The 12,582-nt window shown below is 64.7% G+C and carries 9 protein-coding genes, 2 pseudogenes and 1 riboswitch; of the genes and pseudogenes, 5 read left to right on the top strand and 6 right to left on the bottom strand.

Translation table 11 applies throughout. From position 1 onward, the window contains the following. The 6 genes and pseudogenes from nuoF to EN993_RS20885 all read right to left on the bottom strand — a co-directional run. Positions 1-1,093 (bottom strand): annotated as a pseudogene (gene nuoF / locus EN993_RS20910) (NADH-quinone oxidoreductase subunit NuoF); the annotation flags it as partial. 67 nt (positions 1,094-1,160) lie between these two features. Beyond that, positions 1,161-2,441, bottom strand: coding sequence for an NADH-quinone oxidoreductase subunit E (locus EN993_RS20905; RefSeq protein WP_109667982.1), 1,281 nt, complete (start codon positions 2,439-2,441; stop codon positions 1,161-1,163). Further along, complete coding sequence (locus EN993_RS20900) at positions 2,442-3,632, bottom strand: NADH-quinone oxidoreductase subunit D (protein ID WP_109667984.1); 1,191 nt, start codon at positions 3,630-3,632, stop codon at positions 2,442-2,444. It abuts the gene before it with no gap. A 9-nt stretch (positions 3,633-3,641) separates the two neighbouring features. Then, the gene (locus tag EN993_RS20895; protein WP_109667985.1) at positions 3,642-4,247 is read right to left on the bottom strand and encodes an NADH-quinone oxidoreductase subunit C; all 606 of its coding nucleotides are present in this window, start codon (positions 4,245-4,247) and stop codon (positions 3,642-3,644) included. 4 nt (positions 4,248-4,251) lie between these two features. Next, positions 4,252-4,833: an NADH-quinone oxidoreductase subunit B gene (locus tag EN993_RS20890; protein WP_013531090.1), complete on the bottom strand. Its 582-nt coding sequence runs from the start codon at positions 4,831-4,833 to the stop codon at positions 4,252-4,254. After that, positions 4,824-5,189, bottom strand: a complete 366-nt coding sequence (locus EN993_RS20885; protein WP_010910112.1) for an NADH-quinone oxidoreductase subunit A — start codon at positions 5,187-5,189, stop codon at positions 4,824-4,826. The genes EN993_RS20890 and EN993_RS20885 overlap by 10 nt, the downstream gene beginning before the upstream one ends. Before the next feature lie 331 nt (positions 5,190-5,520). Between EN993_RS20885 and EN993_RS20880 the strand changes: the two genes are divergently transcribed. From EN993_RS20880 to EN993_RS20860, 5 genes and pseudogenes are all read left to right on the top strand, one after another. Further along, positions 5,521-6,720 (top strand): winged helix-turn-helix domain-containing protein, encoded by a 1,200-nt coding sequence (locus EN993_RS20880; RefSeq protein WP_127264688.1) that lies wholly within the window; start codon positions 5,521-5,523, stop codon positions 6,718-6,720. A gap of 30 nt (positions 6,721-6,750) precedes the next feature. Then, positions 6,751-6,955: riboswitch (cobalamin riboswitch) on the top strand. A 38-nt stretch (positions 6,956-6,993) separates the two neighbouring features. Continuing rightward, entirely contained in the window at positions 6,994-7,422 is a 429-nt protein-coding gene (locus EN993_RS20875; RefSeq protein WP_126069461.1) for a DUF1636 family protein, read from the top strand. Between the two features lie 2 nt (positions 7,423-7,424). Next, entirely contained in the window at positions 7,425-8,477 is a 1,053-nt protein-coding gene (gene cobW, locus EN993_RS20870) for a cobalamin biosynthesis protein CobW (RefSeq protein ID WP_127264687.1), read from the top strand. An 18-nt stretch (positions 8,478-8,495) separates the two neighbouring features. Next, positions 8,496-11,984, top strand: coding sequence for a cobaltochelatase subunit CobN (gene cobN, locus EN993_RS20865; RefSeq protein ID WP_127264686.1), 3,489 nt, complete (start codon positions 8,496-8,498; stop codon positions 11,982-11,984). Beyond that, a pseudogene (locus tag EN993_RS20860) lies at positions 11,981-12,582 on the top strand (precorrin-3B synthase); the annotation flags it as partial. The gene cobN and the pseudogene EN993_RS20860, both read left to right, overlap by 4 nt.

Raw genomic sequence — 12,582 nt, 5'->3', positions numbered from 1 at the left:
GTTTGGTGACGTCGAGCAGCATGTCGATCTCGCGCTTCTGCGCCTCGCCGCGCACCAGCCGCTCCATCACCCGCCACATCCAGCCGGTGCCTTCGCGGCACGGCGTGCACTGGCCGCAGCTCTCATGTTTGTAGAAATAGGAAAGCCGCGCGATCGCCTTCACGATATCGGTCGACTTGTCCATGACGATGACAGCCGCCGTGCCAAGGCCGGATTTGAGGTCGCGCAGCGCGTCGAAATCCATCGGTGCGTCGATGATCTGCTCGGCCGGCACAAGCGGCACCGAAGCGCCGCCCGGAATGACCGCCAATAGATTGTCCCAGCCGCCGCGAATGCCGCCGCAATGCGTCTCGATCAGCTCGCGGAACGGGATCGACATCGCCTCTTCGACCGTGCACGGATTGTTGACGTGGCCGGAGATGCAAAACAGCTTGGTGCCGACATTGTTGGGCCGGCCGAAGGACGAGAACCAGGCTGCACCGCGGCGCAGGATGGTCGGCGCAACCGCGATCGATTCGACGTTGTTGACGGTGGTCGGGCAGCCATAGAGGCCGACATTGGCCGGGAATGGCGGCTTCAGCCTGGGCTGGCCCTTCTTGCCTTCGAGGCTTTCGAGGAGTGCTGTCTCCTCGCCGCAGATATAGGCGCCGGCGCCGTGGTGCATGTAGATGTCGAAATCATAGCCCGACGTATTGTTCTTGCCGATCAGCTTGGCCTCATAGGCCTCGTCGATGGCGCGCTGCAGCGCCTCGCGCTCACGGACGAACTCGCCGCGCACATAGATGTAGGCGGCAATCGCGCCCATAGCGAAACCGGCAAGCAGCGCACCCTCGACCAAAGTGTGCGGGTCATTGCGCAGGATGTCGCGGTCCTTGCAGGTGCCGGGCTCGGATTCGTCGGCATTGATGACGAGATAGCTCGGCCGGCCGTCGCTCTGCTTGGGCATGAACGACCATTTGAGCCCCGTCGGGAAGCCGGCGCCACCACGGCCGCGCAGGCCCGACGCCTTCATCTCATTGACGATCCACTCACGCCCCTTGGCAACGATGCCGGGCGTGTTGTCCCAGGCACCACGCGCCATCGCGCCGGCCAGCGACTTGTCGAAGAGGCCGTAGATGTTGGTGAAGATGCGGTCTTTGTCCTGAAGCATTTTTCGTCCCTCAGACCGGCTTCTTGCCGAAGACGCGGATGTATTCGGCGACGCCACCCTTGGCGAGCGCCTTGGCCTGCTTGACCCAATCGTCGCGATCGATGCGGCCATGGAATGAGAGATAGCCGTCCACCCACTCGCGCTCGGCCTTCTTCCACGACGCAACCTGCGCGAAAGTGTAGATGCCGAGCGAATGCAGGACGCCCTCGATCTTCGGCCCGACGCCGGAGATCAGCTTGAGGTCGTCGACCAGCGCCGGTTTGTCGATGCCGGCCGGACGGTTCTTGTCTTCCAGCGACGGCTTGGCAGCTTTCGCGGCTGGCGCCTTGGTCTCCGGCGCCTTGAAAGCGGCTGCCGGCTCGGCCTTGGTCTTCGGACCATTGCGCTGCTTGGAAACCTGCTCGACCTCAGGCGCCGCCTTGTTGGCATTGGCGGCCGAATGCAACGGCGCCGAAACGCTCGCCGCCTTTTCCGCAGCCGGCGCAACCTTGGCCTTTGACGGTGTCTTCAGGGCCGGGCTGGTTTCGGGAGCATCGGTCTTCGGCTTGCTGGCATTGGACGGTGCGACAGGGGCAGCGGCCGGTGCCGGAACGGGCGCAGCGATGATCGCGTCGGGCGCCGCTTTGGCGGCCTTGGCCGCCTCCCTGGCTTCCCTGTCGCGGGTCGACTTGAGGATCGCCTTTTCGCTCTTCAGGCTCGTGAGGCCGGAGGCCGGCTCCGAGCCGGTGCGACCGTCCTGCGGTCCGGGCTTGACCTCAGCACCCTTGCCGGCGCCGTAGAGATCGATGATTTCGGCCAGCCGTTCCGGGGTGAGGTCTTCGAAAGTATCTTTAAAGATCATGACCATCGGCGCGTTGACGCAAGCGCCAAGGCATTCGACCTCTTCCCACGACAGCGTGCCCTTGTCGTTGGTGTGGAACTGGTCGTGATGGATCTTTGACCGGCACACATCCATCAGCGCTTCCGAGCCGCGCAGCATGCAGGGCGTGGTGCCGCAGACCTGGATATGCGCACGCGTGCCGACCGGGTTCAACTGGTACTGCGTATAGAAGGTCGCGACCTCTAGGCCGCGGATGCGGGGCATGCCGAGCATGTCGGAGATCGTCTCGATCGCCGCCTTCGTCACCCAGCCTTCCTGCTCCTGCGCGATCATCAGAAGCGGAATGATGGCCGACTGCTCACGGCCCTTCGGGTACTTCTTGATCCATTGCTTCGCAGCCGCGGCATTCGCCCGGTTGAAGGCGAAGGATGCTGGCTGGGCGCTTGCTTCTGCGAGACGGCGGACTGACATTTAGCGATCGACCTCACCAAACACGATGTCGAGGGAGCCGAGAACGGCGGTGACGTCGGCCAGCATGTGGCCGCGGCAGAGGAAATCCATCGCTTGCAGATGCGCGAAGCCGGGCGCGCGCAGCTTGCAGCGATAGGGCTTGTTGGAGCCGTCGGAGACCAGATAGACGCCGAACTCGCCTTTCGGCGCTTCGACCGCCGCATAGACCTCGCCGGCCGGCACGCGATAACCCTCGGTGTAGAGCTTGAAGTGATGGATCAGCGCTTCCATCGAGCGCTTCATCGCCTGGCGCTTCGGCGGCACCACCTTGCCGTCGAGGTTCGACACCGGGCCGGTGCTTTCCTTGCCGAGCAGAAGGTCGACGCACTGGCGCATGATCTTCGCCGACTGGCGCATCTCTTCCATGCGCACGAGGTAACGGTCGAAGCAATCGCCGTTCTTGCCGATCGGAATGTCGAAATCCATTTCCGAATAGCATTCATAGGGTTGCGACTTGCGCAGGTCCCAGGCAGCGCCCGAGCCACGCACCATGACGCCCGAAAAACCCCAGGCCCAGGCATCGGCCAGCGAAACGGTGCCGATGTCGACATTGCGTTGCTTGAAGATGCGGTTGCCGGTCAGCAACTGATCGAGGTCGTCGATCGACTTCAGGAACGGGTCGATCCACTTGCCGATATCCTCGACAAGCTTCTGCGGCAGGTCCTGATGGACACCACCGGGGCGGAAATAGGCGGCATGCATGCGCGAACCGGAGGCGCGCTCATAGAACACCATCAGCTTTTCGCGCTCGACGAAGCCCCACAGCGGCGGCGTCAGCGCGCCGACATCCATCGCCTGCGTCGTCACATTGAGGATATGCGACATGATGCGGCCGATTTCGCAGTAAAGCACGCGGATCAGCTGGCCGCGCTTCGGCACTTCGATGCCCAGCAGGCGCTCGGCGGCGAGCGCGAAAGCGTGCTCCTGATTCATCGGCGCGCAATAGTCGAGCCGGTCGAGGTAAGGGATCGCCTGCAAATAGGTTTTGGCTTCGATCAGCTTTTCGGTGCCGCGATGCAAGAGCCCGATATGCGGATCGACGCGATCGACGACTTCGCCGTCCAGCTCCAGAACGAGGCGCAAAACGCCGTGCGCCGCAGGGTGTTGCGGGCCGAAATTGATGTTGAAGTTGCGGACGGAGGTTTCAGCCATTCTGGCGCCTCAATTCGTCTTGGCTTTTTCGTCGCCGGGCAGGACGTAGTCCGTCCCTTCCCATGGCGAGAGAAAATCGAAATTGCGGAATTCCTGCTTCAGCTCGACCGGCTCATAGATGACGCGCTTGGCTTCGTCGTCGTAACGCACCTCGACAAAGCCGGTCAGCGGGAAATCCTTGCGCAGAGGATGGCCTTCGAAACCGTAGTCGGTCAGCAGGCGGCGAAGATCGGGATGGCCCGAGAACAGCACGCCATAGAGATCGTAGGTCTCACGCTCGAACCAGTCGGCGCCTGGGAACACACCGGTGATCGACGGCACCATGGTTTCCTCGTCGGCCTGCACCTTGACGCGAATGCGCACGTTCTGCTTCGGCGACAGGAGGTGATAGACGACGTCGAAACGCTTGGCCCGCGACGGATAGTCGGCACCGCAGACGTCGATGATCGAGATGAATTGGCAGCGCGCATCGTCGCGCAGGAAGGTCATCACCTCGACCAGGTCGCGCGGCTCGACATGAACGGTAAGCTCGCCATAGGCGATATCAGCTTCGTTCACGCGGCCGATCAGCTTCTCGCCGAGATAGGTCGACAGTTCGCTCAGGGATGCGGTCATGGATTTACCGTTCGATCGTGCCGGTGCGGCGGATCTTCTTCTGCAGGAGAAGAATGCCGTAAAGCAGCGCTTCGGCGCTCGGCGGACAGCCGGGCACATAGATGTCGACCGGCACGATGCGGTCGCAGCCGCGCACCACCGAATAGGAATAGTGATAGTAGCCGCCGCCATTGGCGCAGGAACCCATCGAGATGACGTAGCGCGGCTCCGGCATCTGGTCGTAGACCTTGCGCAGCGCCGGCGCCATCTTGTTGGTCAGCGTGCCGGCGACGATCATGATGTCCGACTGGCGCGGAGACGCGCGCGGCGCGACACCGAAGCGCTCCGAGTCATAGCGCGGCATCGAAGTGTGGATCATCTCGACCGCGCAGCAGGCGAGGCCGAAAGTCATGAACATCAGCGAGCCGCTGCGCGCCCAGGTGATAAGCGCCTCGGTCGAGGTGACGAGAAAGCCCTTGTCGGCCAGCTCATTGTTGATCTCGAGGAAGAACGGATCGTCCTCCCCCACCGGCCTGCCGGTGTTGGGATCGATGATACCTTTGGGCTTCGGCGCGACGAGGGTGCCTGAACTGTCGTTCAATCCCATTCCAGCGCTCCTTTTTTCCATTCATAGGCAAAGCCGATGGTCAGCACCGCCAGAAACACCATCATCGACCAGAAGCCGAGCATGCCGATCTTCGAGAACGACACCGCCCACGGAAACAGGAAGGCCACTTCCAAGTCGAAGATGATGAACAGGATCGACACCAGGTAGAAGCGGATGTCGAATTTCATGCGGGCGTCGTCGAACGAGTTGAAACCGCACTCGTAGGCGGAAAGCTTTTCAGGATCGGGATTGCGGTAAGCCACCAGGAAGGGCGCGGCCAGCAGCGCCAGGCCGACAACCAGCGCCACGCCTATGAACAGGACGATGGGCAGGTATGAGCTTAGAAGTGCGTTCATGCTCGGCTTTCCGTTGGCGCCAATCCACGTTGATTACAGCACCGGACCCTAATGCGGAAGCGTGACAGTTTAACCGCTGAACCGTTTTAAGGGCCTATGCTGCAACGCGGCGAGGGTTAGCGCAGCACTTCCAGCGAAGCAAGTCAAACCTTGTTCAAAACACTAACCTGGACGGCATATCCGGGGAAACTGGTCCGATCCGCTCCTGTTTGATTTCCTTCGTTTTTTACTCCACTTTTCTCTCCTGACATGGTTGCCGCCAAAACCCTGCTAGCATGGGCTGGAATCACCCATCCGACCCTCGGCCAAAACACTTCAAAGTGATGCCTGCATGAAGGAAAAGATCTCGCTCCCCATGGCCCGGCGCATCGCGCTTGCCGCCCAGGGGTTCCTCGATCCCCGTCCGGCCGGTACCCCCGACCGCCGGCATCTTGCCCGCACGCTCTCCCGCACCGGCCTGTTGCAGATCGATTCCGTCAGCGCGGTGGTGCGCGCTCATTATATGCCGCTCTATTCACGCCTTGGCCCCTACCCGCTCTCGCTGCTCGACAACGCGGCCGTGACGCGCAAGCGCACGGTGTTCGAATACTGGGCGCACGAGGCCTCCTTCCTGCCGGTCGAGACATATCCGCTGATGCGCTGGCGCATGCAGCGCGCCGAGCGCGGCGATGAAATGTATCTGGGGCTTGCCAAATGGGGCCGCGAGCACGCCGCCTATATCGAAGAGATCTACCGCCAGGTCGCCGATCGCGGCCCGATTGCCGCTTCCGCGCTCGAAGGCCAGAAAGGCTCGGGCGGCTGGTGGGGCTGGAGCCATGCCAAGCATGCCTTCGAATGGCTGTTCTGGGCCGGCCGCATCACCACGGCGCACCGCCGCGGTTTCGAGCGGTTCTATGATCTGCCCGAACGCGTGCTGCCGCAGGCGATCCTCGACCTACCGGTGCCGGCGGCCAAGGATGCGCACCGCGAATTGCTGCGCATTTCCGCCCGCGCCCATGGCATAGCGACGTCAGGCGACCTGCGCGACTACTTCCGCCTGTCGCCGGCCGACATGAAGGGCCGGCTGGAGGAACTGGTCGAAACAGGCGAGCTGCTGCCGGTGCGTGTCGAAGGTTGGGACAAGCCAGCCTATCTTCAGAAAGACGCCCGTCTGCCCCGAAAGATCGAGGCCCGCGCCCTGCTGGCGCCGTTCGATCCCGTCGTCTTCGAGCGTTCGCGCACGGAGCGGCTGTTCGACTTCCACTACCGCATCGAGATCTACACGCCGGCCGACAAGCGGCAATACGGCTATTATGTCCTGCCGTTCCTGCTCGGCGACAGGATCGTGGCGCGTGTCGATCTCAAGGCCGATCGCCCAGCAAGCGTGCTGCGGGTCCATGCAGCCTATGCCGAGCCCGGCGCGCCGCCTGAAACCGCTGCTCAGCTCTTCGAGGAATTGAAGCAGATGCAGGGTTGGCTGGGTCTCGAGCGCATCGAAGTGACGCCCGCCGGCGATTTGGGCCCGGCGCTGGCCGACATCGCCGTGTCGTAAGCTCGCGTTGACACCGCCGCCCGCAAAAGCCTAAATCCGGTTCCAGATGGTCCCTTGCCCGCAACGGCAGGGGCTAAGAGGGAATGCGGTGCGGGGCAAAATCCCAAATCCGCGGCTGTCCCCGCAACTGTAAGCGAAGAGCCAAGGCCGAAAGCCACTGGGAATTCCCGGGAAGGCGGCTACCCAAGGCGATGACCCGCGAGCCAGGAGACCTGCCGTCTGCGACTGTAGAATCCGATCGCCCGGCGGGTTTCCGGGCAAGGAGCCCGATTTTTGGACCACGACAGCAGTTTTTCGGCTGGCACAGCGGATGTTTCGTCCGGCCATGATGATGCCTTGGCCGGCGTTACCGTCATCGTCTGCGCCTCCTGCCGCGATGAAACCGGCTCCGACGCTCATCCCCGCGCCGGCGAATCGCTGGCGGACGACACTCGCCGCGCCGCATCTGGCGACAACATCCGCATCCGCAGCGTCGAATGCCTTGGCAATTGCAAGCGGCGCCTGAGTGCCGCCATCCTGCGCGACGGTTGCTGGAGCTACGTCTTCGGCGACCTGACCGCGACCAGCGGCGCCGACCTCGTCACCGGAGCCAAACTCTTCGCCACCTCGAAGGACGGCCTGATTCCGTGGCGCGGCCGTCCCGATAGCCTGAAGCGTGGCCTCGTTGCCCGCATCCCTCCCCTCGACCTGCTGAAGGACTGACCATGACCGCTCCAGATTCGTCTGCGAACCTCTCCCGTGTTCCCTGCACCGTCGTCACCGGCTTCCTCGGCGCCGGCAAGACGACGCTGGTCCGCCATCTCCTGGAAAACGCCGGCGGCAAGCGTATTGCCATCATCGTCAACGAATTCGGCGACATCGGCATCGATGGCGAGATACTGAAGGGCTGCGGCATCGACACATGCCCGGAGGAAAACATCGTCGAACTGGCCAATGGCTGCATCTGCTGCACCGTGGCCGACGATTTCGTCCCGGCGCTCGACCAGATCCTCGCGCTGACGCCGAGGGTCGACCACATCCTGATCGAGACCTCGGGCCTGGCGCTGCCCAAGCCGCTGGTCCAGGCTTTCCAGTGGCCGAGCGTGAAAAGCCGGGTCACCGTCGATGGCGTCATTGCCGTGGTCGACGGGCCGGCATTGGCCGAAGGCCGCGTCGCCAACGACATGGACGCCCTGCAGGCGCAGCGCGCTGAGGACGAAACGCTCGATCACGACGATCCGGTCGAAGAGGTGTTCGAGGACCAGATCGCCTGCGCCGACCTGATCATCCTGTCGAAAAGCGACCTGATGGACGCCGCCGGCACCGCCCGCGCCAACGCCATCATCAACGAACACTCCGCCCGCGCGGTGAAGATCGTGCCGACGTCGCATGGCAAGGTCGATCCCTCCGTGCTGCTCGGGCTCGGTCTGGCCGTCGAGGACGACATCGAGAACCGCAAGTCCCATCATGACGGCGCCTTCAACCATGAGCATGACGACTTCGACACCTTCATCGTCGACATTGCCTCGATCGCCAATCCGGACGAACTGGCAAAACGCGTCGCCACCGTCGCCGAGGAAGAGAACGTGCTGCGCGTGAAGGGATTCGTCGAGGTCGGCGGCAAGCCGATGCGGCTCTTGCTGCAGGCGGTCGGGCCGCGCGTCAACCACTACTATGACCGCGCCTGGACCGCCACGGACGACCGCCGTTCGCGCCTCGTCGTCATCGGCCTGAAGGGGCTGAATCGCCCGGCGATCGAGCGTATACTTGCCGGCTGATTTCGGACACGGGTTGCGATGCACATCCTAACCACAACATCCGCCTCGCTCGACGACCTCGCCGAGCCGGTCGATCTGCGGCAGACGCCGGCGGATGTCGTGGCCCTGTCCTTCACCGACAGCGATCTTGCCGGACTGGCGGCGGCCTGGAAGGCCGATGCTCACCGCCTACCCTCGATGCGGCTGGCGGCGCTTCGTGACCTGCGCCACCCCATGTCCGTCGACCTCTGGGTCGACAGCGTCGCCCGTCACGCCAAAATCATCCTCGTGCGCATCCTCGGCGGCTACGACTGGTGGCGCTACGGGTGCGATCAGCTTGCCTCGACCGCCCGCGAGCGCGGCATAAAACTGGCGCTGCTGCCCGGCGAATGCCGCGACGAAGACCTAAGGCTGATTGAAGCCTCGACGCTGCCGCGCGAGGAGTTGGACGGCCTGCTCGACTATTTCCGCGAGGGCGGCCCGGCGAATATGAGCGCGCTGGTGCATCGGTTGGCGCGGCTGGCGGGGGCGCAGGCAGAAACTGTCGAGCCGGTCGCGGTCCCAAAAGTTGGCTACTACGAACCCGGCCGCGGCGTCGTCCCCCTCCCCCTCGAGGGAAGGGTCCGGCCGCAGGCCGGGGGTGGGGTCCTCTCCGGAGCACGCCGAGCTAAAGAAACACCGCGCCCGGTCGTACCGACCCCACCCGGCCCTGCGTGCCACCCTCCCCTCGAGGGGGAGGGAAAGGTCGTGCCGATCCTGTTCTACCGCTCGATGCTGCTGGCCGCCGATGTCGCGCCCATCGACGCCCTCTTTGAAGCGCTCAGCCAGCGCGGCATCGCCCCGGTCCCCATCTTCGTCTCCAGCCTCAAGGACCCGGCATCGCTGGCGTTCGTGGAAACCGCACTCGCCGCGCTGAAACCCGCCGCCATCATCACCGCGACCGCTTTCGCGTCCGGCGCCGAACCCGGCGTCGAAACCTTGTTCGACCGCGCCGGCGTGCCCGTCTTCCAGGTCATCGTCGCCACAACCCGCCGCGACATCTGGGAGAACAACCAGCGCGGCCTGGCGCCCGCCGACCTCGCCATGCATGTCGTGCTGCCCGAGCTCGACGGCCGCATCCTCGCCGGCGCCATTTCCTTCAAGGGCGAGAGTGAGACCGATCCAGCGCTTGGCCACCGCGCCTTCGCCAACCGGCCGGAGCCGGATCGCGTGGCGCAGGTCGCGGACCGTGTCGCGGCCTTCATCCGTCTGCAGGAGACGCCCCGCGCCGAGCGCAAGCTGGCCATCCTGATTCCGGATTATCCGAGCGCTCCTGGCCGCACCGGCTATGCGGTCGGCCTCGACGTGCCGTCCAGCGTGCTGGCCATGCTGCACGACCTGAGGGAACAGGGCTATGGCGTTGAAGGGATTCCAGAGACGCCGCGTGGGTTGCTGGATTTGCTGGAAGCCAGCGATACTGGATTGACCTTGGATAGCTACATTGCCTTCTCGACAGAGTTGCCGACTGCAGCAATCGCTGCGGTCGAAGCCGCTTGGGGCAAAGCGGAAGATGAGACGGGTCTGTGCGCCTCGCGCCAACCTTCGCGACCGACCGCCGCCCACTTCCCCTTCCGCGCCACGACCTTCGGCAACGTCACCGTAGCACTCGCCCCAGACCGTGGCCGCTCCGCCGACCGCCGCGCCGACTACCACGACCCAACGCTTCCCCCACGTCATGCGCTGATGGCCTTCGGCCTATGGCTGCGCAAATCGCTCGGCGTCCACGCGCTTGTCCATGTCGGCGCGCATGGCACGCTGGAGTGGCTCCCGGGCAAGACGGTAGCGCTGTCGGAAAACTGCTTTCCCGAGATCGTCACCGGTCCCTTGCCCGTCATCTATCCCTTCATCGTCTCCAATCCCGGCGAGGCTGCACAGGCCAAGCGGCGCATCGCCGCCGTCACCCTTGGCCATCTGCCACCGCCCCTGACCGGCGCCGGGCTCGATGAGGATCAGCACAAGCTCGAGCGGCTGGTCGACGAATATGCCCAGGCCGACGGGCTCGACCGTCGCCGCCGCGACCGCCTGGCCAAGCTGATCGTCGACACCGCGCAAAAGACCGGCCTCGCCTCCGAAGCTGGCGTTGCCAGGACCGACGCGCCCGATGAAGCGCTGCGCCGCATCGACGCCTGGCTCTGTGACCTCAAGGACTTCGCCATCAAGGACGGGCTGCATATCTATGGCCGCGCTCCGGAGGACGAGCCCGACGCCATGCGCCGCCAAAGTGCGGCGTCCGAGAAGGCGGCGCTGCTCGCCGCGCTCGATGGCCGCCACGTCAAGGCCGGTCCGGCCGGCGCGCCCGCGCGCGGCCGTTCCGACGTCTTGCCCACCGGCCGCAATCTGTTCACCTCGGACCCGCGCACCATGCCGACGCCGACCGCCTATGATCTGGGCAAGGCAGCGGCAGAGGAAGTCGTGCGCGGCTACATGCAGTCGCATGGCGACTGGCCGCGCTCGCTGGTCATCGATCTCTGGGGCTCGGCCTCGCTGCGCACCGGCGGCGAGGAGATCGCGCAAGGCCTGGCGCTGATGGGCTGCCGCCCGCAATGGGATTCGGCGACCGGCCGCATCACCGGCATCGAAGTGCTGCCTCCCGCCGCACTCGGCCGGCCGCGCGTCGACGTCACCTGGCGCATTTCAGGCCTGTTCCGCGACATGTTCCCTACCCAGATCGCGCTGGTCGATGCCGCCGCCAACGCGGTTGCCGCGCGCGACGAGGAGGATTCTGAAAACCCCCTCGCGGCCAAAACCCGCGCTGACGGCAAGATCAGCCCGCGTATCTTCGGTACCTCGCCCGGCACCTATGGCGCCGGCGTCGAGGATTTTTTGTCCTCGGGCAACTGGGGCGCGCGCGAAGAGATCGGCCGCGCCTATCTCGACGCCACCTCGCATGCCTATGGAGGAGCCGAGGGCGAAGGCATCTCCGCGCCCGGCGCCTTCGAGGGCCGCATCGCCGAGGCCGATCTTCTCGTCCACACCGGCGGCGACCCCGGCCGCGACATCCTCGAAGGCTCCGCCGACGTCGCTTTCATCGGCGGCTTTTCGGCCGCTTTGGCAACGCTCGGCAGGAGTGCCGACGTCATCGTGCTCGACACCACGGACCCGCAAAAGCCGAAGCCGCGCTCGGTCGGCGAGGCCGTATCGCGCGTCGTGCGTGCCCGCGCCGTCAATCCACGCTTCATATCAGGCCAGATGCGCCACGGCCCGCGCGGTGCCTCCGAATTCGCCGAAACCGTTGACCGGCTGGTCGGCTTTGCCGAAACCACCCATGCAATATCGGGAACGCTGATCGAGGCGGTGCATGATGCCTATCTCGGCGATCCCATGGTCCGCGCTTTCATCCTGCGCGAGAACCCTGCCGCTGCCAAAGTCATCGCCGAGCGCTTCCTGTCGGCGCGCCGGCGTGGTCTCTGGCATCCCCTGCGCAATTCCATCGACGACGATCTCACAGCCCTGATTGCCGAGGCAGAAGCGCTTGGGGTGGCGGCATGAACGCCTTCTCGCGTCGTGGCGCCTGTCCGGCCCTGTCGGCGCCGATGCAGACCGGCGACGGCCTGCTGGTGCGGCTCAACCCGGTCGCGGGAGGCCCATCTTCTGGAGGATTGTCGCCGAAGCTTTTGATCGGGATAGCCGAATCCGCTTTGCGGCATGGCAATGGCATCATGGAAGTGACAGCGCGCGGCAGCCTGCAGATACGCGGGTTGACCCCTCAAAGCGCGCCTCTGTTGGCGACGGAGGTCGATGCGCTTGATATCGCGGTGCGCACAGGCGTGCCGGTCGAGACCGGGCCGCTGGCCGGCATCGATCCGCAAGAGATCGCCGATCCCCGGCCACTGGCTGAACAGATCAGGGCGGCGCTCGAAGAGGCTGGGCTTGTGCAGCGCCTAGGACCGAAGGTTTCGATCGTTGTGGACGGCGGCGGGCAACTTGGACTGGATGCAGTGACTGCCGATGTGCGGCTTGCTGCAACGCACACCGATGCCGGTATCCGGTGGTGGGTGTCTGTCGCGGGTGACGGGCAGAACGCGAGGCCGCTTGTCACGGCGGGAGACGACGCGGCGCGAGACATTGCCGTTGCGGTGCTGAGGAT

The organism is Mesorhizobium sp. M7D.F.Ca.US.004.01.2.1, assembly GCF_003997785.1.
GTDB lineage: Bacteria > Pseudomonadota > Alphaproteobacteria > Rhizobiales > Rhizobiaceae > Mesorhizobium > Mesorhizobium loti.
Note: the sequence above shows the minus strand (reverse complement) of the source record. Positions and strands in the feature narration are given on the sequence as shown.

What these genes read in the sequence shown, in the direction of transcription:
- EN993_RS20905 (WP_109667982.1), bottom strand. Translation starts at nt 2,441, where the DNA reads ATGTCAGTCCGCCGTCTCGCAGAAGCAAGCGCCCAGCCAGCATCCTTC.
- EN993_RS20900 (WP_109667984.1), bottom strand. Translation starts at nt 3,632, where the DNA reads ATGGCTGAAACCTCCGTCCGCAACTTCAACATCAATTTCGGCCCGCAA.
- EN993_RS20895 (WP_109667985.1), bottom strand. Translation starts at nt 4,247, where the DNA reads ATGACCGCATCCCTGAGCGAACTGTCGACCTATCTCGGCGAGAAGCTG.
- EN993_RS20890 (WP_013531090.1), bottom strand. Translation starts at nt 4,833, where the DNA reads ATGGGATTGAACGACAGTTCAGGCACCCTCGTCGCGCCGAAGCCCAAA.
- EN993_RS20885 (WP_010910112.1), bottom strand. Translation starts at nt 5,189, where the DNA reads ATGAACGCACTTCTAAGCTCATACCTGCCCATCGTCCTGTTCATAGGC.
- EN993_RS20880 (WP_127264688.1), top strand. Translation starts at nt 5,521, where the DNA reads ATGAAGGAAAAGATCTCGCTCCCCATGGCCCGGCGCATCGCGCTTGCC.
- cobW (WP_127264687.1), top strand. Translation starts at nt 7,425, where the DNA reads ATGACCGCTCCAGATTCGTCTGCGAACCTCTCCCGTGTTCCCTGCACC.
- cobN (WP_127264686.1), top strand. Translation starts at nt 8,496, where the DNA reads ATGCACATCCTAACCACAACATCCGCCTCGCTCGACGACCTCGCCGAG.